The sequence below is a fragment of the Neorhizobium sp. AL 9.2.2 genome, from assembly GCF_013317225.1.
In the GTDB taxonomy this organism is placed as follows: domain Bacteria; phylum Pseudomonadota; class Alphaproteobacteria; order Rhizobiales; family Rhizobiaceae; genus Neorhizobium; species Neorhizobium soli.
The window spans coordinates 63,098-82,490 of the sequence record NZ_JAALXU010000008.1; the positions used below are offsets into that span (position 1 = coordinate 63,098).

The 19,393-nt window shown below is 60.5% G+C and carries 23 protein-coding genes; 17 read left to right on the plus strand and 6 right to left on the minus strand.

Annotated elements, in window-relative coordinates:
* The first annotated feature begins 11 nt into the window (after positions 1 to 11).
* From G6K99_RS17220 to G6K99_RS17275, 12 genes are all read left to right on the plus strand, one after another.
* Positions 12 to 659: a GNAT family N-acetyltransferase gene (locus G6K99_RS17220; RefSeq protein ID WP_174197286.1), complete on the plus strand. Its 648-nt coding sequence runs from the start codon at positions 12 to 14 to the stop codon at positions 657 to 659.
* Entirely contained in the window at positions 656 to 1,261 is a 606-nt protein-coding gene (locus G6K99_RS17225; protein ID WP_174197287.1) for a GNAT family N-acetyltransferase, read from the plus strand. Before G6K99_RS17220 ends, G6K99_RS17225 begins: the two co-directional genes overlap by 4 nt.
* A gap of 165 nt (positions 1,262 to 1,426) precedes the next feature.
* Positions 1,427 to 2,488: a GTPase ObgE gene (gene obgE, locus G6K99_RS17230; RefSeq protein WP_062577023.1), complete on the plus strand. Its 1,062-nt coding sequence runs from the start codon at positions 1,427 to 1,429 to the stop codon at positions 2,486 to 2,488.
* Positions 2,485 to 3,702: a glutamate 5-kinase gene (proB, locus tag G6K99_RS17235; RefSeq protein WP_174197288.1), complete on the plus strand. Its 1,218-nt coding sequence runs from the start codon at positions 2,485 to 2,487 to the stop codon at positions 3,700 to 3,702. Before obgE ends, proB begins: the two co-directional genes overlap by 4 nt.
* Complete coding sequence (locus tag G6K99_RS17240; protein ID WP_174197289.1) at positions 3,692 to 4,972, plus strand: glutamate-5-semialdehyde dehydrogenase; 1,281 nt, start codon at positions 3,692 to 3,694, stop codon at positions 4,970 to 4,972. The genes proB and G6K99_RS17240 overlap by 11 nt, the downstream gene beginning before the upstream one ends.
* A gap of 37 nt (positions 4,973 to 5,009) precedes the next feature.
* Positions 5,010 to 5,606, plus strand: a complete 597-nt coding sequence (locus G6K99_RS17245) for a nicotinate-nucleotide adenylyltransferase (protein ID WP_113110014.1) — start codon at positions 5,010 to 5,012, stop codon at positions 5,604 to 5,606.
* Between the two features lie 120 nt (positions 5,607 to 5,726).
* Positions 5,727 to 6,143: a ribosome silencing factor gene (gene rsfS, locus G6K99_RS17250; protein WP_180215563.1), complete on the plus strand. Its 417-nt coding sequence runs from the start codon at positions 5,727 to 5,729 to the stop codon at positions 6,141 to 6,143.
* A gap of 115 nt (positions 6,144 to 6,258) precedes the next feature.
* Positions 6,259 to 6,741, plus strand: a complete 483-nt coding sequence (gene rlmH, locus G6K99_RS17255; RefSeq protein ID WP_174197290.1) for a 23S rRNA (pseudouridine(1915)-N(3))-methyltransferase RlmH — start codon at positions 6,259 to 6,261, stop codon at positions 6,739 to 6,741.
* A 107-nt stretch (positions 6,742 to 6,848) separates the two neighbouring features.
* Entirely contained in the window at positions 6,849 to 8,273 is a 1,425-nt protein-coding gene (locus G6K99_RS17260) for a murein hydrolase activator EnvC (RefSeq protein ID WP_371816229.1), read from the plus strand.
* Positions 8,263 to 9,594 (plus strand): S41 family peptidase, encoded by a 1,332-nt coding sequence (locus tag G6K99_RS17265; RefSeq protein ID WP_174197291.1) that lies wholly within the window; start codon positions 8,263 to 8,265, stop codon positions 9,592 to 9,594. The genes G6K99_RS17260 and G6K99_RS17265 overlap by 11 nt, the downstream gene beginning before the upstream one ends.
* Positions 9,595 to 9,675: 81 nt before the next feature.
* A complete protein-coding gene (locus tag G6K99_RS17270; protein ID WP_244631512.1) occupies positions 9,676 to 10,875 on the plus strand; it encodes a divergent polysaccharide deacetylase family protein in 1,200 nt (399 codons plus the stop codon).
* A 15-nt stretch (positions 10,876 to 10,890) separates the two neighbouring features.
* The gene (locus tag G6K99_RS17275) at positions 10,891 to 11,424 is read left to right on the plus strand and encodes an RNA pyrophosphohydrolase (protein ID WP_062577041.1); all 534 of its coding nucleotides are present in this window, start codon (positions 10,891 to 10,893) and stop codon (positions 11,422 to 11,424) included.
* Positions 11,425 to 11,517: 93 nt separating this feature from the next.
* Here the strand turns inward: G6K99_RS17275 and bfr are convergent, their stop codons facing one another.
* From bfr to G6K99_RS17285, 3 genes are all read right to left on the minus strand, one after another.
* On the minus strand, positions 11,518 to 12,003 hold the full coding sequence (gene bfr, locus G6K99_RS17280; protein ID WP_062462773.1) for a bacterioferritin: 486 nt from the start codon (positions 12,001 to 12,003) through the stop codon (positions 11,518 to 11,520).
* Positions 11,969 to 12,280 carry a (2Fe-2S)-binding protein gene (locus G6K99_RS23320; protein WP_062462776.1) on the minus strand — a complete coding sequence of 104 codons (312 nt, stop codon included), beginning with the start codon at positions 12,278 to 12,280 and terminating at the stop codon, positions 11,969 to 11,971. Before G6K99_RS23320 ends, bfr begins: the two co-directional genes overlap by 35 nt.
* A 95-nt stretch (positions 12,281 to 12,375) precedes the next feature.
* Positions 12,376 to 12,843 (minus strand): hypothetical protein, encoded by a 468-nt coding sequence (locus tag G6K99_RS17285; RefSeq protein ID WP_174197292.1) that lies wholly within the window; start codon positions 12,841 to 12,843, stop codon positions 12,376 to 12,378.
* Between the two features lie 477 nt (positions 12,844 to 13,320).
* Between G6K99_RS17285 and G6K99_RS17290 the strand changes: the two genes are divergently transcribed.
* Entirely contained in the window at positions 13,321 to 13,758 is a 438-nt protein-coding gene (locus G6K99_RS17290; RefSeq protein ID WP_062462782.1) for a metallopeptidase family protein, read from the plus strand.
* A 34-nt stretch (positions 13,759 to 13,792) separates the two neighbouring features.
* On the opposite strand, the gene G6K99_RS17295 is transcribed toward G6K99_RS17290, so the two are convergent.
* Both G6K99_RS17295 and G6K99_RS17300 read right to left on the minus strand, forming a co-directional pair.
* Entirely contained in the window at positions 13,793 to 13,999 is a 207-nt protein-coding gene (locus tag G6K99_RS17295; RefSeq protein ID WP_062462785.1) for a DUF1737 domain-containing protein, read from the minus strand.
* Positions 13,996 to 14,871, minus strand: coding sequence for a CoA ester lyase (locus G6K99_RS17300; RefSeq protein WP_092665109.1), 876 nt, complete (start codon positions 14,869 to 14,871; stop codon positions 13,996 to 13,998). Before G6K99_RS17300 ends, G6K99_RS17295 begins: the two co-directional genes overlap by 4 nt.
* Before the next feature lie 143 nt (positions 14,872 to 15,014).
* Between G6K99_RS17300 and G6K99_RS17305 the strand changes: the two genes are divergently transcribed.
* From G6K99_RS17305 to leuB, 4 genes are all read left to right on the plus strand, one after another.
* Entirely contained in the window at positions 15,015 to 15,257 is a 243-nt protein-coding gene (locus G6K99_RS17305) for a hypothetical protein (RefSeq protein WP_062462792.1), read from the plus strand.
* 126 nt (positions 15,258 to 15,383) lie between these two features.
* Complete coding sequence (leuD, locus tag G6K99_RS17310) at positions 15,384 to 15,989, plus strand: 3-isopropylmalate dehydratase small subunit (RefSeq protein WP_174197293.1); 606 nt, start codon at positions 15,384 to 15,386, stop codon at positions 15,987 to 15,989.
* Positions 15,990 to 15,999: 10 nt separating this feature from the next.
* Entirely contained in the window at positions 16,000 to 16,389 is a 390-nt protein-coding gene (locus G6K99_RS17315) for a RidA family protein (RefSeq protein WP_174197294.1), read from the plus strand.
* A gap of 45 nt (positions 16,390 to 16,434) precedes the next feature.
* A complete protein-coding gene (leuB, locus tag G6K99_RS17320; RefSeq protein WP_174197295.1) occupies positions 16,435 to 17,544 on the plus strand; it encodes a 3-isopropylmalate dehydrogenase in 1,110 nt (369 codons plus the stop codon).
* An 80-nt stretch (positions 17,545 to 17,624) separates the two neighbouring features.
* On the opposite strand, the gene G6K99_RS17325 is transcribed toward leuB, so the two are convergent.
* The gene (locus tag G6K99_RS17325) at positions 17,625 to 19,340 is read right to left on the minus strand and encodes an MFS transporter (RefSeq protein WP_244631513.1); all 1,716 of its coding nucleotides are present in this window, start codon (positions 19,338 to 19,340) and stop codon (positions 17,625 to 17,627) included.
* Positions 19,341 to 19,393: the final 53 nt, after the last annotated feature.

Here is a 19,393-nt window from a genome sequence, read left to right on the forward strand (position 1 = left end):
GAGACTGAACCATGCAAGGCGAATTAGTAAGGGCTGGCCAATTACGGCCGCCGGAAACAAGACCAGAGGAACGGCTCAGGCCGGACCGGTTGAGAAGCGATTGCCCCGTCTTACTGTCGCAGAGCCTTGTTCTGCGCGCACCGCACGAAGACGATATTGACGCACTTGCCCATCTCGCCAACAATGCGAACATTGCGACCATGGTGTCGCGCATGCCGCATCCCTACACGTCTAAAGACGCGGCCGATTTCGTGCGACGCACGAATGCGGGCGAGATTGGCAAATGCGTTTATGCCGTGACCCGAGCTGACAATGGCCAGTTTCTCGGCTGCTGCGCGCTCGAACCCCAGGTTGACGAACGAACCCTCGAAATCGGCTACTGGCTGGGCGAACCCCACTGGAACAAGGGCTATGCCACGGAAGCGGCGCATGCGCTGATCGACATGGCCTTCCGCACCCGCAGCCATATCGATCACATCGATGCCCGTTGCCGGGTCACCAATATCGCGTCGAAGCGGGTGATCCAGAAATGCGGCTTCCAGTTCCAGGGCACCGGCATGATCGAATGCCTGGCGGTGGGCGGAATGGTCCCCGTCGAATGGTTCCGGCTGGACCGCAAGACATGGATGTCGCTGAGAAGCTGGGGAGAGCTGAGATGAGTGCCGTCGTTCTCGAAAAGGCAAAAGCGGTTCGCACTGAGCCTGGCCCCTGCCCTGAAATCGTTACGCAGCGCCTGACGCTTCGCCCGCACCGCCTGTCGGATGCGGTAGCGATTGCCGAAACGCTTAGCGATTTCAAGGTCAGCCGCATGCTGTCGCGCGTGCCACAGCCCTATGACCGTCAGGATGCGCTCGACTGGCTGGTGCCGCAGACATCAGGCATCCTGCCAAACTGGCAGCTGGCGATCACCACCGGCGACGATGTGCATATCGGCATTGTCGGGCTGGAACTCAGGCACGGCCGCTGGCATCTCGGTTACTGGCTGAACCGGCTTTACTGGGATCGCGGCTATATGAGCGAGGCAGCGTCGGGGGTCCTCGACCGGTTCTTCCGCCGCATGCCGGACACTGTCGTCCATTCGGGCGCGTTTGCCGACAATCTCGGTTCGCTCAATGTGCAGACAAAGCTCGGCTTCCGCATCACCGGCGCAAGCGATGTGTTCAACCGTGCCCGCAATGTCATGGTACCGCATATCGAGACGGAGCTTGTGCCGGAGGATTTCCGGCTTCTGGCACCCGCTCCCCGGCATGATCGCGCCTGATCATGCCTTGATCACGATCGGCCCCGGCGGATGGCTTGTCCGCCGCGGCCGTTTTCAGCGCATTCTGTCGATAGGCTTTGACCTAAAGCCTGTCGGACGGTATCGAAAACCTTAAGTACGTCCCGCCGGAGAGCGGGAGCGACCAAGAACAGGACTACCAGACCGATGAAATTTCTCGACGAAGCAAAAGTCTATATCCGCTCCGGTGACGGCGGCGCGGGCGCAGTTTCGTTCCGACGGGAAAAATTCGTCGAATTCGGTGGACCTGACGGTGGCGATGGCGGCCGTGGCGGCGATGTCTGGGTCGAAGCCGTCAACGGCCTCAACACGCTGATCGATTTTCGTTTCCAGCAGCATTACAAGGCAAAGGTCGGCATTCACGGCATGGGCCGCAACCGCACCGGCGCCAATGGCGACAGTGTCACCCTCAAGGTTCCGGTCGGCACGCAGATCTTCGAGGAAGACAACGAAACGCTGATCATCGACATGACCAAAGAAGGTCAGCGGTTCAGGCTTGCCAAGGGCGGCAATGGCGGCTTCGGCAACACGCATTTCAAGAACGCCACGAACCAGGCACCGAACTGGGCAAACCCCGGTCTGGAAGGCGAGGAAGCCACCATCTGGCTGCGGCTGAAGCTGATTGCCGATGCAGGACTTGTCGGCCTTCCGAATGCCGGCAAATCGACCTTCCTGGCCTCGGTTACCCGCGCCCGCCCGAAGATTGCGAACTATCCCTTCACCACGCTGCACCCGAACCTCGGCGTTGCCACGATCGACGGGCGCGAGTTCGTTCTCGCCGATATTCCGGGCCTGATCGAAGGCGCCCATGAAGGCGTCGGCATCGGCGACCGCTTTCTTGGCCATGTGGAACGCACCCGCGTTCTGCTCCACCTCGTTTCCTCCATCGAGGAGGAAGTCGGCAAAGCCTACAAGACGGTCAAGACCGAGCTTCAGGCCTATGGCGGCGGCCTGACCGACAAGCGCGAAATCGTTGCGCTGTCGCAGATCGACGTTCTCGACGAGAAGGAACTGAAGAAGAAGGCCAAGGAGCTTGAGAAAGCCTGCGGCCAGAAACCTTTCCTGATTTCCGCCATCACCGGCACGGGTATGACCGATGTTCTGCGCGCGTTGCGCGATGTCATCGTCGCGGCAAGCGTCGGCGAAGACACGGCCCTGCCGAACCGCTCCGTTCCCGTTCAGGAGTTCGACGAGGACGTCGACGAATGACGCCAGGCCACGAGATCGGTCAAAAGCACGCCTCTTCCGGGCAAGCCGGCGGCCGCAAGCCGCTTGGCGACCATCGCCGGATCGTCATCAAGATCGGCTCGGCCCTCTTGGTCGATCGCAAGACCGGCCTGAAATCTCCCTGGCTCGACGCGATCTGCGCCGACATCGCCGCGCTTCGGGCGAAGGGTATCGATGTTCTCGTCGTCTCCTCCGGCGCGATCGCCCTCGGCCGGACTGTGCTGGACCTTCCCCACGGCGCCATCAAACTGGAGGAAAGCCAGGCAGCGGCAGCCGTCGGCCAGATCGCGCTGGCCCGCGCCTGGTCGGAAAGCCTGTCGCGGGACGGGATCGTCGCGGGACAGATCCTGCTGACGCTGGGCGATACGGAAGAGCGTCGCCGCTATCTCAACGCCCGTGCCACGATCAACCAGCTTCTGAAGATCGGCGCTGTTCCGATCATCAACGAAAACGACACCGTCGCGACATCCGAAATCCGCTACGGCGACAACGACCGGCTTGCCGCGCGCGTCGCCACCATGACCGGCGCCGACCTTCTGGTTCTCCTGTCGGATATCGACGGGCTCTACACGGCACCGCCGCATCTCGATCCGAATGCGCAGTTTCTCGAGAGTATCGAAGTCATCACGCAAGAAATCGAGGCGATGGCCGGCGGTGCGGCATCCGAACTGTCGCGCGGCGGCATGCGCACCAAGATCGACGCCGGCAAGATCGCGACGACTGCGGGCTGCGCCATGATCATCGCATCCGGCAAGCCCGATCATCCGCTGCGCGCCATCGAACAGGGCGCGCGATCCTCCTGGTTTGCCCCGTCGGGCACACCAGTGACGGCGCGCAAGACCTGGATTGCCGGACAGTTGCAGCCGGCCGGCGAACTTGTGGTCGACGAAGGCGCCGAACACGCGCTGGGTTCTGGCAAAAGTCTGCTGCCCGCCGGCGTGCGCCGCATCGAGGGCAATTTTCACCGGGGCGACACGGTTGCGATCATCGGCGCGGAAGGCCGCGAGATTGCCCGCGGTCTTGTCAGCTACGATGCCGACGAGGCACGCCAGATCACCGGCCGCAAATCGGCGGAAATTGAAGCCATTCTGGGCTATGCCGGCCGTGCCGCCATGGTCCATCGCGACGACCTTGTTATGACAGGCGCGATCAGGCGCACGACCACCCGCAAGGAGGATGCCGTTCATGTTGGATAAGGTCCAGATGACCGACGTTGCCGCAATCATGGATGCGATCGGCGTCAACGCAAAGGCTGCAGCCGGCGCATTGGCAACGGCATCGACCGAGCAGAAGAACGTCGCGCTCAATGCCATGGCCGATCTGGTTCTCGCCAACAGCGCCGCGATCCTGAGCGCCAATGCCGAAGATCTTCGCAACATCGAGGGCAAGGGGCTCCTCCCCTCCTTCATCGACCGGCTGACCCTCACCGAAAAGTCGATCGCCGGCATGGCGGAGGCGCTTCGCGAAATCGCCGCGATCAAGGATCCGGTCGGTGAAGTGATCGCCGAATGGGATCGCCCGAACGGGCTCCATATCGAACGTGTCCGCACGCCGCTTGGCGTGATCGGCGTCATCTACGAAAGCCGCCCGAACGTGACGGCCGACGCCGGCGCGCTCTGCCTCAAGGCCGGCAATGCGGTGATCCTGCGCGGCGGCTCGGATTCGATCCATTCATCGCAGGCAATCCATCACTGCCTGGTGGCGGGCCTCAAGCAGGCGGGTCTACCCGAACATGCGATCCAGCTCGTGCCGACGACCGATCGGGCGGCCGTCGGCGCCATGCTGTCGGGCCTCTCCGGCGCTATCGACGTCATCGTTCCCCGCGGCGGAAAAAGCCTGGTCGCCCGCGTCCAGTCCGAAGCCCGCGTGCCGGTCTTTGCGCATCTGGAAGGTCTCTGCCACATCTACGTCGATGCGTCAGCGGATCTGGAAATGGCAAAGGCGATCGTCGTCAACGCCAAGATGCGCCGCACCGGCGTCTGCGGTGCGGCAGAAACACTACTGGTCGACAGCGCCGCGATCGGGACCCACCTGATGCCGGTGCTGGAAGCGCTGACGCAAGCCGGCTGCGAAATCCGCGCTTCGGCGGCCGTGCTCAAGGTTCACCCGGGCTTCAAGCCGGCGAACGAGGATGACTGGCATACGGAATATCTCGATGCCGTGATTTCGGTGGCGATCGTCGATGGCATTTCCGGTGCGATCCGCCACATCAACACCTATTCGTCCAGCCACACCGAAGCGGTGATTGCGGAAGATCCGGCAGTGGTCGCGCGCTTCTTCAACGAGATCGATTCGGCGATCCTCCTGCACAACGCGTCTACCCAGTTTGCCGATGGCGGTGAATTCGGCATGGGCGGCGAGATCGGCATTTCCACGGGCAAGATGCATGCGCGCGGCCCTGTTGGCGTCGAACAGCTGACCTCGTTCAAATACAAGGTGCACGGCACCGGCCAGATCCGGCCCTGACGTGACGATAGAACGGATCGAAAGACGCCATCTCGCCATGCCGCATGTGGAACGGGGCATGGCCGTCGGCCTTTTTGGCGGTTCGTTCAACCCTCCACATGAAGGTCACCTTCTGGTCGCCGAAATCGCCCTTCGCCGGCTCGGACTCGATCAGCTGTGGTGGATGGTGACACCTGGCAATCCGCTGAAAAGCCGGTCGGAACTCGCGTCCCTCCCCGACCGCATCGCCATGAGCGAGCGGCTGATCCAGGATCCGCGCATCAAGGTCACCGCATTCGAGAAAGCGCTCGGCGGCGCCTATACCGCCGATACGCTGTCCTTCGTCAAGGCGCGCAATCCGCATATCCATTTCATCTGGATCATGGGTGCAGACAGTCTCAGGACCTTTCACCACTGGCAGAAGTGGCAGGAGATCGTCTCCACCTTCCCGATCGCCGTCATAGACCGGCCGGGTGCGACACTTTCATTCCTGTCATCCAAGATGGCCCGCACATTCCAGCATGCCCGTGTTGACGAGACGGATGCCGGAACGCTGTGGAAGCGCCGCCCGCCCGCCTGGACCTTTATCCACGGTCCGCGATCGGCCCTGAGTTCGACCGCAATCCGGGCATCGGGAAAGACGTCCGATTCCTGAAGTGGAACATTCCGATCACTTGAAAGATAAAGCATTCAATGCCACCTTCGGTATGCGGCCGGTCATCAGACGGGATTCGCGCGAAGAGGATGTTGCTGTTACCGGACGAAAGGAACGACCCTGACAACAGTACACGCCAAGGGAAGGACGGCCACCGTCATCCCACAGAGCCTGGAACGTGGCGATGATGCCGCCGCCCATGCCCTCGATCAGGTCCTCACCAGCCTTGAGGACTCCAAAGCAGAAGATATCGTCACCATCAATATTGCCGGAAAATCCGCTCTCGGAGACTACATGGTCGTCGTCTCCGGACGATCGAGCCGGCATGTCATGGCGATCTGCGATCACCTCATCACCGACCTGAAAGCGGAGGGCCTCGGCGGCGCCCGTGTCGAAGGCATGGAGACGGGTGATTGGGTGCTGATTGACACTGGTGATATCATCATCCATGTGTTCCGCCCCGAAATCCGCGAGTTCTACAACATCGAAAAGATGTGGGCCGCTCCGGATGTCGAGGAAGGCACAGTGCTTCACTAACAGGCCGGGACAGTCCTGAGCCGACCAGAGGCGACGATTGCATGCTGACGGCGGCGCGTTGACGACGTGCCGGCGCGGTGGCTTCCGAGAGCTCTCAAAAACAACGGATCAGGACATGCGCATCAGCCTTTTCGCCGTGGGACGGCTCAAAGCCGGACCGGAGAAGGATCTTGCGTCCCGCTATCTGGACCGTTTCTCCAAGGCCGGGCCCGCGATCGGGCTCGAACTTGCAAAGATGATCGAAGTGCCGGAAAGCCGCGCTTCCAATGCGGAAACGCGCAAGCGCGAGGAAGCAGCCGCACTCGAAAAGGCCCTTCCCGATGGTGCCATTCTGGTGCTCCTCGATGAACGCGGTAAGGCGCTGGACAGCGAGGCATTTGCCGGCCTGATCGACAAATACAAGGACGGCGGCAAGCGCGACATGATGCTCGCGATCGGCGGCGCCGATGGGCTAGACCCGGATCTTCGCGCACGCGCCGATGTAGTCCTCAATCTCGGCTCGATGACATGGCCGCACCAGCTCGTCCGCATTCTCATAGCCGAACAGCTTTATCGGGCCGTGACCATCCTTTCAGGCCATCCCTACCACCGCGTTTAGACTTCGTTTACCTTCCGGGCCGATGTTGCAAAACACGATGTTGTTTATGGCTGGCCCCGGCAAATCAGCTTAGGCTCCACCGGTCCGCTGCAAAATTCGAGAACGCGATGACAATCAGGAGAGCCATAGCCCTGGGCCTTGCGCTGCCAGCGATGGCATCGGCGCTTGCCTTCGCGCCTCTCCGCCTGCCCCCCTTTCACTGGACTGCCTTGGCACAGGAACCGGCACCGCCTGCAGCCCAACCCTCCCCGCCCGCGGCCGAAGCCTTGGCCGATCCGACAGCCGATCTTCAAAAGAGACGCAACGAGACCCGCGGCGAGCTGGAAGTGCTGGCCAAAAGCATGAGCCTCTCGTCGGAAAAGGTCGCCCAGATCGAGCACAGCATTTCCGGCATCAAGAAAACGTCTGCGGATATGCGCCAGGCTCTGATCGATTCAGCCGCACGGCGCAAAGACCTGCAGTCGAAGATACAGGTGAGCGAAGACAAGCTCGCCTCGCTCAAAGTGCAGGAAGACAAGATCCGCGTGGCCCTGAGGGGGCGTCGCTCGATTCTCGCCGAAGTGCTGGGTGCTCTGGAGCGCATGGGCCGCAGCCCGCCGCCGGCGCTGCTGGTCTCCCCCGATGATGCGCTGGGTTCCGTGAGAAGCGCCATCCTGCTCGGCGCCGTCGTGCCCGGCATGCGGGCCGAGGCCGAAAGACTGGTCACGGATCTTCAAAATCTCGCGAGCCTTCAGGCCGAGGCGGCACGGGAAAAGGAAACCGTTTCGCAAACCATCACGGCAGGCGTCGAGGAAGAACGACGGATGAACCTGCTGCTGGCTGAAAACGCCAAGCTGAACGCCGAGAATGAAAGACAGCTCGCCGCAGAACGCGCGCGTTCTCAGGAACTTGTTGGCCGCGCCACCTCGCTTCAGGATCTTATTCAGGGGCTTGAAGGACAGATCGCATCCGTGCGCGAAGGCATGGATCTGGCCCGTGCCGAGGAAGAGCGTCGGCGGCAGATGTCCGAAGAGGAACGCGAAAATGCCCGGCAATTGGCCGAAAGCGGTGTGCCCGACAAAAACCGCATTGCGCCCGCATACGCGTTTTCAAGCCTCAGGCAAAAACTTGAGCTTCCGGTTGCCGGCGAAATATTGCGTGCGTTCGGCGATGCAGACGGAACGGGACACCCGGCACGCGGTATGACCGTGGCCTCCAACCCCGGCGCAGTGGTGACGGCACCGGCCGATGGGCTGGTCGTGTTTGCCGGTGCATTCCGGAGCTATGGCCAGATGATCATCCTGAACGCCGGCGACGGCTATCATGTTGTTCTGGCAGGAATGGACATGGTCAACGCGCGGCAGGGCAAGTTTGTCTTTGCTGGCGAACCGATCGCTGCCATGGGTGAGAAAAGAGTAGCAAGTGCGACTGCGTTGGCGCTGGAAACGGATCGCCCGACGCTTTACATTGAATTCCGAAAAGACGGCACTCCGGTTGATTCTAAACCGTGGTGGGCCAGCAAAGAAACTGGAAGGGCGCGAAATGATTCGTAGGGCTTCTCTTGTCATCGTCGGAGCACTGTTGGGTGCGACCGCGATGAGCGTCATTTATTCGGCCGGTGTCCCGGCCCAGGCCGCCGGGGCTTCCACCTATAAGGAACTGTCGATCTTCGGCGACGTGTTCGAGCGGGTTCGCGCCCAGTACGTCACGCCACCGGATGAGAACAAGCTGGTCGAAAATGCCATCAACGGCATGCTGAGCTCGCTTGATCCGCATTCGAGCTTCATGAATTCCAAAGATGCCGAAGACATGCGCACCCAGACCCGCGGTGAATTCGGCGGTCTCGGCATCGAAGTGACGATGGAGAACGAACTCGTCAAGGTCATCACGCCCATCGACGACACACCGGCATCCAAGGCTGGTATCCTTGCCGGCGACTACATTTCCGAGATCGATGGCCAGGCGGTTCGCGGCCTGAAGCTTGAAGACGCTGTCGAAAAGATGCGAGGCGCCGTCAATACGCCAATCAAGCTGACCGTCATCCGTCAGGGTGCCGACAAGCCGCTCGACATCACCGTCATGCGCGACATCATCGCCGTCCGCGCCGTGAAATCGCGCGTCGAAGCCGGCGATATCGGCTATGTGCGCGTCATCTCCTTTACCGAGAAGACCTATGACGATCTCGAAAAGGCGATCAAGAAGATCAAGGCCGACGTGCCTGCCGACAAGCTGAAGGGCTTCGTGCTTGACCTGCGCCTGAACCCGGGCGGTCTGCTGGATCAGGCGATCAACGTCTCCGACGCCTTCCTGGAACGCGGCGAAGTGGTTTCCACCCGCGGCCGCAATGCAGATGAGACACGCCGCTTCAATGCCGGCCCTGGCGACCTGACCGATGGCAAGCCGGTGGTTGTGCTTGTCAACGGCGGCTCGGCTTCCGCATCTGAAATCGTCGCCGGCGCCCTGCAGGATCTGAAGCGCGCGACCGTTGTCGGGACCCGCTCGTTCGGCAAGGGCTCCGTCCAGACGATCATTCCGCTCGGCGAATCCGGTGCGCTGCGTCTGACGACGGCGCTCTATTACACGCCATCGGGCAAGTCGATCCAGGGAACGGGCATCACGCCTGACATCAAGGTCGAACAGCCGCTTCCGCCGGAACTGCAGGGTAAGGTCCGCGCCGAGGGCGAATCCAGCCTCAAGGGCCATATCCAGGGTGCGGCTGAGACCGACGAAGGTTCCGGTTCGGCTGCCTATGTGCCGCCGGAAACCAAGGACGACCTGCAGCTGAACTATGCCATGGACCTGCTGCATGGGACAAAGACAGACCCGTCCTTCCCGGCTAGCCCGGACAAGGCTGCGGCAGCCGTCAAGAACTAATCAGGCAAACCGGTCAGGCGGCTGTTTCATCACAGCCGCCTGACCGCATTCATTTCGGCAGCGCAGACGCGGGCATATCCCTTGGGCAGCGATCTCCATGCACCGCTCGGTCAAAACCGGCCGCCGAAGCGACGAACGGCGCGTCGCCTGTCGGCCGTTGCCGTTTTAGGAAGCATCGGCGTGATTGCCGTCGTCGGCTTGTCGATCTATGCGATGCGAAACGACCCTCAGCTTGAGCGCATCGCCTCGAGCGAGCCCCCCTCCTCCACGGCGATCGCCCCCAAGACACCTACCGATGATGCAGTTTCTCCCGAAAATGCCAACCCCAACGGCATGCCCCGGTCCAATCCGAATTCCGGCGCTACCATTGAGCAGAACCGGATGGCGGACGGCTCGGTCGTGACAAAATACACGCCGCGCGCAAGGGATGGAAACGGTCCCGTCCTTATCAATGCCCAGAGAATTGGCCAGGACCCGCGATTTGCGGCAGAGCCGAATACGTCTCTTCTGGAAGACACGGAATACGGCAAACTGCCGATCCTCGGCGAGGATGGCATGCGACCCATGGACCAGTATGCACGACCCTGGTCCGGCGCCCGCGGCACAAGGATCGCGATCGTGGTCGGTGGCCTCGGCCTCAGCCAGACGGGCACCCAGCGCGCAATCCAGCAACTGCCGCCAAGCGTAACGCTGGGCCTTGCTGCAAGCGGCAACAGCCTGCAGCGCTGGATGCAGGAAGCGCGCCGCGCGGGCCACGAAATCCTCATCCAGGTCCCGTTCGAGCCTTACGACTATCCGGCCAACGACCCCGGACCAGGCACGCTTCTCGTCAAGGATCCTGCCGCAAAGAACCTTGAGCGACTGGATGTGGCGATGGGCGAGATCACCAACTATACGGGGATCATGAACTACCAGGGCGGCCGCTATCTCTCCGACGTCAAGGCGCTTGAGCCTGTCCTGCGCGACATGGCCTCCCGCGGCCTGCTGTTCCTCGATGACGGCACCTCGGCCCAGTCGAAGACGGAGGTGCTGGCAAAGGCGATGCAACTGCCGCACGCCTTCGGTGACCTGACCCTGGACGGTCAGCTTCAATCCGACGCGATCCTCAAGAAACTTGACGAACTGGAGCGGATAGCCCAACGCAAGGGAACGGCAATCGGCATCGCCTCCGCCTTCGACGAGAGCATCGCGGCGATCCGCAAATGGGCCGACGAAGCCTCGCAACGCGGTGTAGAAATCGTCGGTGTATCGACGCTTGCCCGCGAGAGCGTGGCACCTTGAAGCAAGGGGAATGATATGGCCAAGGATCACAAGAAACCGGTGAAAGCGGACGATCTTCCCTATCGTCCCTGCGTCGGGGTCATGGTGCTCAACAGCGAGGGCCTCGTTTGGGCCGGACGCCGCATTGCTGCCGGCAACAGCGAATTCGACGGGTCTCCGCAACTGTGGCAGATGCCGCAGGGCGGGATCGACAAGGGCGAAGATCCCCTGCCCGCCGCCTATCGTGAACTGTACGAAGAAACGGGCATGCGTTCCGTCGCGCTGCTTGCCGAAGCCGGCGAGTGGATCAATTACGATCTTCCGGAACACCTGATCGGTATCGGACTGAAGGGAAAGTATCGCGGCCAGACGCAGCGCTGGTTTGCCTTCCGCTTTGACGGCGATGAAAGCGAGATCGCCATCAACCCGCCGCCGGGCGGCCATACGGCTGAATTCGATGCCTGGGAATGGAAGCCGATGCAGGATCTGCCCGGCCTGATCGTGCCGTTCAAGCGCGCGGTCTATGACAGGGTCGTCGCCGAATTTGCCCACCTCGCGCCGGCAGGCTGATTGCACGTCCGGTTAGCGCTGGTCGGATAAAGCAAAGCCCGGTGAAAGCATCTTCCACCGGGCTCGAGCGATAGAGTGTCGATGATTTGAGCTTTACTCAGCGGAGTCGGCTGATTCCGCGTTGAGCTGGCCGTATCTCTCTTCGCCGATCTTCGAGAGAAGTTCGAGCTGCGTTTCCAGGAAGTCGATATGACCTTCCTCATCCATCAGCAGCTGTTCGAAAAGCTTCATGGAGACATAGTCGCCGGCGGCGTGACAGATATCACGCGACGCCTTGTAGGCGGTGCGGGCATCGTATTCGCCAGCCAGATCGGCTTCGAGAACTTCCTTGACGTTCTGGCCGATGCGAAGCGGTGCCAGCGTCTGAAGGTTCGGATGACCCTCGAGAAAGATGATGCGGTCGATCAGGCGATCGGCATGCTGCATCTCTTCGATGGATTCGGCCCTCTCCTTCTTGGCAAGCTTGGTAAAACCCCAATCATGCAGGAGACGATAGTGCAGCCAGTATTGGTTCACAGCGCCAAGTTCGAGGAAGAGTGCCTCGTTAAGCCGCTCGATGACCTGTAAGTCGCCTTTCAATGTCCGCTCTCCTGTTTTCTTCGTGGAGTTGTTTCAAGCGCGACATATAGACGATCACGTCAGCTTCCGTCGAGTGCCGCTGGGCGTGATATTCCTCAGTGGTCTTGATGATCAGATCGACGACATTGGGAAAGCAACCGCAGCAACGGCCGCGTTTTTCCATCGCATGGTAGACCTTGACGGGAACGATAAGCTGCCAACAGTCCTCAGTGAGGAGTTGGATGATCGTATCCTTGATCTCCCTTTCGGTGATGTAATTGCAACTGCAAACCAGCATTTTGGATCGACCTGGAGAACATTGACCTCGATACAGACTTTTTGCAAAAGAGGACAAGCGATGTCAAGAAAGAATCCAGCCCGGTAATTGACATATCATAACCCCCTTATCAACGATCCGTGATCGGAGGCAGTGATGCCTAACCGGCTGCTGTGTCGCTGCGATATCTCTGAAAAGGCTCGGACGTCACTCGATCGAAACAACGCGCCGCCACAGGTTCCGTCCGCGGCAGAAGCAGAATCGCTCCACACGCCCGGAAAAGATGCGAGTGTCCCTTTGACGTCGAAACCCATCTGACGGAGTCTGCGGGAGGCATTGCCGAGCAAGCCCTGCTCTCCGCCACCGTAATCCGCACAGCCCGTGATATCCAGAGAGAGCCCGTTGCGCCCTTCTAGCGTCACCAGTGGCGTATATCGGTCGCACCAGTCGGAGAGCGCCATCAGAAGCGCCGCGTCGGCATCATCGTCTTCGTCCATTACGTCGAGCTCCGGAAAGATCGCTCGCGCTTCTGAAACGCCCTGCCCCAGCTTCAGGTTAAGGCGTTCGGCGGCCGCGTCGAGCACTGTCAGGCACATCCTGTCGGCGTGGCGCCCGGCAAAGACGATCGGTGGATGGTCGTGATGGCGGGAAGACCGCCAGTCCATACCCCAGCGGCGGCGCGCGATTCTGTCGGTTGACAGACGCGGGAACACGAGTGTCAGAATACGCCTCTGTCCATGCGCCAGAGGGAATCGAAAACAGGCGGTCATGCGGGTTCCAATCCAGACCAGACGCGAGCATCACGAGCAAGCTCGCCGACCGCTTTCCGTTTCCGAGATCGGCTTGCGCAGGGCAAAAGTCTCTCCCGCGCCCAGGCACCTTTGGCCATGGCGTTAACTCCATCGATAATGTTCGCTTTATGTTCTTATGGATTCCAGACACGTGGCAAAGAGTCAACAGCTCCCGATCAGGAATCTTTTCCTCTAAAAGCTATCGCAATGATTCTTTTCTCGAAATAGCTGCTTCAGGTATTATATGTGCCTGAGTTGGAAGGAGATCCCATGGCCCGCATTGACCAGACCGATGATTGGCAGGATCGCCATGCGCCGACGATCAGCACGTTCGAGTCGCTGGCATTAGAAGCCTACAGCCACCTTCCGGACGAATTCCGCAAACTCACGACGAACCTCACCATTGAGGTCGAAGAATTTCCGGACGACGACGTTTTCGAAGACATGGCGCTGGAAACGCCGTTCGACCTTCTGGGCCTGTTCGAAGGACGTGGCATTTCGGAACGGTTTACGGTCGAAACCGGCGAACTGCCCAATCGCATCCGGCTCTATCGCCGGCCTATCCTCGATTACTGGGCGGAGAATGAGGAAACGCTGGGCGATATCATCACCCACGTCCTTATCCACGAGATCGGCCATCACTTCGGCCTGAGTGACGACGACATGGAGCGCATCGAGGCGAGCGCCGAGGAAGCAAGCCAGCGCTGATCCAGCGCTGGCAGACACACCTCGGCCTAGCTTTTTACTGCTCGCCGAGCTTCATGTCGGGGCTGTATTCCTTGCCTTCTACGGTCTTCATCACGGCCTGGCCGCAATGCATCTCGCCCGTCTTGCCGTTGAAGGCGTAGCTTGGCGAACCGGAGAGTTCCCAGCCCTTGTTCAGCGCCGCCGTCACCCGGTGACAAAAGGCGGCATCGTCAGGACCGGTGATGAAACGATATACTTTCATGGCTTTCTCTTTCTGTTGGCGATGACCGCCGCGCTGGCGACGAGCTTTTCCGCATCTTCGAGATGCAGACGCTCGACCATGCGACCGTCGAGGTTGATGACGTTGAGCGTTTCGGCTCCCGGCTGGCGGAAGGCCTCGATGATGGCGCGCGCCTCTTCAAGCGCATCATCATCAGGACCGAAATGACGGTTGGCCGCGTCGATCTGCGCCGGATGGATCAGCATCTTGCCTGAAAATCCCATGGCGCGGCCCTGGGCGCACTCGGCTTCGAACGCGACTTCGTCCTTGAAATCGTTAAACACGCTGTCGATCACATCGACACCATAGGCCCTGCCCGCCAGCACGACCTGCATCAACCAGGGTATGAGATTGGCCCGCCCCGGTTGCGGCAAAACACCCGTTGCCTTGCGAAGATCGTTGAGCCCCACGACGAGGCATTTGATCCGTCCGCCCACGCTCGAGATTTCGGCGGCGTTGAGGACGCCGAGCGGCGTTTCGATCATCGCCCAGATAGAGACCCTCTCCGGCACGCCCGCCTGAGAAAGGCGCTCGGCGATCACCCGGACGTCGTCCGCATGCTCAACCTTGGGAATGACCACCGCATCCGGCAGAAGTTCGACGATGAGCTCGAGATCCGCAGGACCGAATTCGCTTGTGAGCGGATTGATCCGGATAGCCGTCTCGAGACCATCGGAATTCAGCTCGGCAAAGCTTCTGCGGAGGTTATCCCGCGCTTCCGCTTTCTGCGCGAATGCCACGGAATCCTCCAGATCGAAAATCACGCCGTCGCAGTCGAGCTGCGGGATTTTCGAAAGCGCACGGGTGTTGCTCGCGGGAACGCTCAGGAGCGAGCGCCGGATCAGAGCGGCCATCGCTTCGGGACCATGTAATCATTGGGAAAAGTCATAACGTGGTTGTGACAAGCTTTTTGGCCCTCGGCAAGACAGGAGGTCGTGAAACCACTTGTAAGCGGGGCCGGCCGGTCCCACATTTCAGACGTTGAAAGGTATGATCCATGCAAAACATTCGTGCATTTTTCGTCGTCGCCTCAGCTATTGCGGTGCTTGCCATGGCGGCGCTCTTTACAGCGTCTCTGACCGTCGCATTTGCCGGCATTCTCGTCCTTCTTTCAATTGGTAGGGCGATCTCGACCAGGTTGAACCCTGTACCCGTGCGAGCGAAATCGTTCGGACCAAAGCCGGCCAGCCGCGATATCCGTGTTTGGAACGACGGCCGCGGTACCATCATCGACCTCTAGCGTCATCATGTTCGCTCCGCCTGCGCGCTCTGGCGCAGCGGAGTACCGGTTGAAGGCATAATGCCCTTCAAATCGGCGGCAAATTGCTTTATTTGGCCTTCACGACAACTCCCTTGGAGGCAGATCATGGACAAGTTCACGCAACTCACAGGCGTCGCAGCGCCGCTTCCGGTCGTCAACATCGACACCGACATGATCATTCCCAAGGACTACCTGAAGACGATCAAGCGAACCGGTCTCGGCAAGGGACTGTTTGCAGAATCCCGCTACAATCAGGATGGGTCAGAAAACCCGGATTTCATCTTGAACAAGCCGGCCTATCGCAATTCCAAGATCCTGGTGGCCGGCGACAATTTCGGGTGCGGCTCGTCGCGTGAGCACGCGCCCTGGGCACTTCTCGATTTCGGCATCCGTTGCGTGATCTCGACCAGCTTTGCCGACATTTTCTACAATAACTGTTTCAAGAACGGCATCCTGCCGATCGTCGTATCTCCGGAAGATCTCGAAAAGCTGCTCGATGATGCGGATCGTGGCTCCAATGCCGTCATTTCGATCGATCTCGAAGCACAGAAGATCACCGGCCCGGATGGCGGCTCGCTGCATTTCGACATCGACCCCGGCCGCCGCCAGATCCTTCTCGAAGGTCTCGACGATATTGCATCGACGCTGAAGAGCGACGCCGTGATCTCGAGTTTCGAGGACAAGAACAGCACGGACCGCCCCTGGCTCTGAGGGTTATCAGATGGTCACGCATATCTCCTCCGGATCACCGTTCGAAGCGCGGATCGGCTATTCCCGCGCAGTTGTTGACCGTGACATGGTCTATGTCTCTGGCACGACGGGCTATGACTATGCCCTGATGGTGATGCCTGACGATGTCGCTGACCAGACCCGCAACGCGCTCGCCACTATCGAGAAAGCGCTTGGCGAAGCCGGCAGCAGTCTGAAGGACGTGGTCCGCGTGCGCTATTATCTCGTGGACATGGCCGATTACGATGCCGTGGTCGAGGTGCTCGGATCGGCATTTGCCCAGATTAGGCCGGCAGCGACCATGATCGTCTGTGGCCTCACCACCCCTGAAATGAAAATCGAGATTGAAGTGACCGCCCGCATCGGCGCCGGCGCTTCCTGAAACAGCTGCCCAACCGTCGGCCGAACAACCAAGGACATCTGCACAATGGCAAAACACCTTTTCCTGCTTCCCGGTGATGGCATCGGTCCAGAGGCCATGGGCGAAGTGCGCAAGATCATCGCCCATATGAATGACGCCATGAGTGCCGATTTCGTCACCGACGAAGGTCTGGTCGGCGGCTGCGCCTATGATGCGCATGGTGCCGCCATTTCCGACGCGGACATGGAAAAGGCGATGACGGCCGATGCCGTCCTGTTCGGTGCTGTCGGCGGTCCGAAGTGGGATAGTGTGCCCTACGAGGTTCGGCCGGAAGCCGGCCTGCTGCGCCTGCGCAAGGATATGGAGCTTTTCGCAAATCTTCGCCCGGCCATCTGCTATCCGGCGCTTGCCGCCGCCTCTTCGCTGAAACCCGAACTGGTGGACGGGCTCGACATCCTGATCATCCGCGAACTGACCGGCGGCGTCTATTTCGGAGAGCCGAAGGAAATCATCGATCTCGGCAACGGCCAGAAGCGCGGCATCGATACCCAGATCTACGACACCTACGAGATCGAACGCATCGCAGGCGTTGCTTTCGAACTGGCGCGCACCCGCAAGAATGCCGTGTGCTCGATGGAAAAGCGCAACGTGATGAAATCCGGCGTGCTGTGGAACCAGGTCGTCACCGAGATCCACAAGGCCAAGTATTCCGATGTGAAGCTGGACCACATGCTGGCCGATGCCGGCGGCATGCAGCTGGTTCGCGCGCCGAAACAGTTCGACGTCATCGTCACCGACAACCTGTTCGGCGACATGCTGTCTGATGTTGCGGCCATGCTGACGGGTTCGCTCGGCATGCTGCCGTCCGCTTCCCTCGGCGCACCCGATGGCAAGACCGGCAAGCGCAAGGCGCTGTACGAGCCGGTCCATGGTTCGGCACCGGATATTGCCGGCAAGGGCATTGCCAACCCGATCGCCATGATCGCGTCCTTTGCCATGTGTCTTCGCTATTCCTTCAACATGATCACTGAAGCCGACAACCTGGAAAAGGCGATCGCCAACGTTCTCGACCAGGGCATCCGCACCGGCGACATCATGGCCGACGGCTGCCGCCAAGTCGGCACCGGCGACATGGGCGACGCCATCCTCAAGGAATTTGCCGGCCTCTCGGCCTGAGGCATCCCGCGAGGGGACCACTGCCCTGAAACGAAAAAGGGCCCGGCGTTTCCGCCGGGCCCTTCTTTTTTGCTGACTGATCAGTCGTTAAGATCGATATTGCGCCGGTCCTTCACGAAGACCGCGCCGATGATGATCGTGAGAACGGCAAAGCCGACCGGGTACCAGAGGCCGGCATAGATATCCCCGGTCGAGGCAACGATCGCGAAGGAGGTGGCCGGCAGCAGCCCGCCGAACCAGCCGTTGCCGATGTGATACGGCAGCGACATGGCGGTATAGCGGATGCGTGTCGGGAAAAACTCCACCAGCGCCGCGGCGATCGGGCCGTAGACGATCGTCACATAGACGACCATGACCCAGAGAATGGCAATGACCGTCAAAGCCTGGGCATTGCCGAACACCGCGAAGAAGCCATCCACACGCACCTTGGCAGCATCGTTGGCGGCAGGGTAGCCGGCTGCCACGCTGGCCGGGCCGAGACGCTGGGCGAAGGTTTCGGTCTTGCCGTCCGGCAACGTCACATTGGCAACGGGAACGTCCGTGCCCGCCACGCTGACCGTGGTTGGCGCACCGGCGGCTGCTGGCACCAGCGTGTAGGTAAACGCCTGCTGCGACAGCGTGCGTCTCGCGACGTCGCAGGGCTGCGTGAAGGTCCTGATACCAACCGGGTCGAACAGGGATCCGCATGTCGCCGGATCCGCCGAAACCTGGATCTGGACGTTTTTGATCGCTGCCGCGTAGGTCGGATTGGCGGTATTGGTCAATGCGTGGAACAGCGGGAAGTACGTGACCGCTGCGAGCGCGCAGCCTGCCAGAATGACCCATTTGCGGCCCACGCGGTCAGACAGCGCACCGAAGACGAGGAAAAATGGTGTGCCGAGAAGAAGCGACCAGGCAATCAGTACGTTCGCCGTCAGAAGGTCGACTTTCAGGATGCTCTGCAGGAAGAACAGCGCGTAGAACTGGCCGGTATACCAGACGACGGCCTGGCCGACGACAAGACCGAACAGTGCGATAATTACGATCTTGCCGTTCTTCCAGGTGCCGAAGGCTTCCGTCAGCGGTGCCTTCGAACGGGTGCCTTCTTCCTTCATCTTCTGGAAGACGGGGGACTCGTTCATCTGCAAGCGGATGTAGATGGAGACCGCAAGCAGCAGTGCCGATCCGAGGAACGGAATGCGCCAGCCGCCCAGCAGACCGAATATGACCGGATAGCTTGTGGCAAAGGCTTCTTCACCCATATTGACGCGCAGCGTCACGATGACGGCGAGCGACAGCAACAGGCCAAGCGTCGCCGTCGTCTGAATCCAGGCCGTGTAAAATCCGCGGCGACCGGGGGGCGCGTGCTCGGCCACATAGACAGCAGCACCACCGTATTCGCCACCGAGCGCCAGGCCCTGCAACATGCGCAGCGCGATGAGAAGGATGGGCGCCGTTGCACCAATCTGCTCGTAGCTTGGCAGAAGACCGACAAAGAATGTCGATAGGCCCATGATCACGATCGTGACCAGGAAGGTATATTTGCGTCCGACAAGATCGCCGAGCCGTCCGAAGACCAGTGCGCCGAAGGGGCGGACGAGAAAGCCTGCAGCAAAGGCCAGCAGTGCAAAGATGGCCTGCGTGGCGGGCGGAAACGCCGAAAAGAACTGCCGGCCGATGATGACGGCAAGCGTTCCGTAGAGATAGAAATCATACCATTCGAAAATGGTACCCAGCGACGAGGCGAAGATGACCTTCTTTTCCTCGCGCGTCATGGGGCTAGCCTTCGTCCGGGCTGCCGTTGCGACGTGTGCCATTGTCGTCCTCCCAACAAGATGAACTCCGTGCCTTCCTGTCCGGCCATTCTCCT

What these genes read in the sequence shown, in the direction of transcription:
- G6K99_RS17265 (WP_174197291.1), top strand. Translation starts at nt 8,263, where the DNA reads ATGATTCGTAGGGCTTCTCTTGTCATCGTCGGAGCACTGTTGGGTGCG.
- G6K99_RS23320 (WP_062462776.1), bottom strand. Translation starts at nt 12,280, where the DNA reads ATGCTGGTTTGCAGTTGCAATTACATCACCGAAAGGGAGATCAAGGAT.
- G6K99_RS17325 (WP_244631513.1), bottom strand. Translation starts at nt 19,340, where the DNA reads ATGGCACACGTCGCAACGGCAGCCCGGACGAAGGCTAGCCCCATGACG.
- G6K99_RS17245 (WP_113110014.1), top strand. Translation starts at nt 5,010, where the DNA reads ATGCCGCATGTGGAACGGGGCATGGCCGTCGGCCTTTTTGGCGGTTCG.
- G6K99_RS17240 (WP_174197289.1), top strand. Translation starts at nt 3,692, where the DNA reads ATGTTGGATAAGGTCCAGATGACCGACGTTGCCGCAATCATGGATGCG.
- obgE (WP_062577023.1), top strand. Translation starts at nt 1,427, where the DNA reads ATGAAATTTCTCGACGAAGCAAAAGTCTATATCCGCTCCGGTGACGGC.
- G6K99_RS17225 (WP_174197287.1), top strand. Translation starts at nt 656, where the DNA reads ATGAGTGCCGTCGTTCTCGAAAAGGCAAAAGCGGTTCGCACTGAGCCT.
- G6K99_RS17295 (WP_062462785.1), bottom strand. Translation starts at nt 13,999, where the DNA reads ATGAAAGTATATCGTTTCATCACCGGTCCTGACGATGCCGCCTTTTGT.
- proB (WP_174197288.1), top strand. Translation starts at nt 2,485, where the DNA reads ATGACGCCAGGCCACGAGATCGGTCAAAAGCACGCCTCTTCCGGGCAA.
- G6K99_RS17315 (WP_174197294.1), top strand. Translation starts at nt 16,000, where the DNA reads ATGGTCACGCATATCTCCTCCGGATCACCGTTCGAAGCGCGGATCGGC.
- G6K99_RS17275 (WP_062577041.1), top strand. Translation starts at nt 10,891, where the DNA reads ATGGCCAAGGATCACAAGAAACCGGTGAAAGCGGACGATCTTCCCTAT.
- G6K99_RS17290 (WP_062462782.1), top strand. Translation starts at nt 13,321, where the DNA reads ATGGCCCGCATTGACCAGACCGATGATTGGCAGGATCGCCATGCGCCG.
- G6K99_RS17220 (WP_174197286.1), top strand. Translation starts at nt 12, where the DNA reads ATGCAAGGCGAATTAGTAAGGGCTGGCCAATTACGGCCGCCGGAAACA.
- G6K99_RS17305 (WP_062462792.1), top strand. Translation starts at nt 15,015, where the DNA reads ATGCAAAACATTCGTGCATTTTTCGTCGTCGCCTCAGCTATTGCGGTG.
- G6K99_RS17300 (WP_092665109.1), bottom strand. Translation starts at nt 14,871, where the DNA reads ATGGCCGCTCTGATCCGGCGCTCGCTCCTGAGCGTTCCCGCGAGCAAC.
- G6K99_RS17260 (WP_371816229.1), top strand. Translation starts at nt 6,849, where the DNA reads ATGACAATCAGGAGAGCCATAGCCCTGGGCCTTGCGCTGCCAGCGATG.
- leuD (WP_174197293.1), top strand. Translation starts at nt 15,384, where the DNA reads ATGGACAAGTTCACGCAACTCACAGGCGTCGCAGCGCCGCTTCCGGTC.
- rlmH (WP_174197290.1), top strand. Translation starts at nt 6,259, where the DNA reads ATGCGCATCAGCCTTTTCGCCGTGGGACGGCTCAAAGCCGGACCGGAG.
- leuB (WP_174197295.1), top strand. Translation starts at nt 16,435, where the DNA reads ATGGCAAAACACCTTTTCCTGCTTCCCGGTGATGGCATCGGTCCAGAG.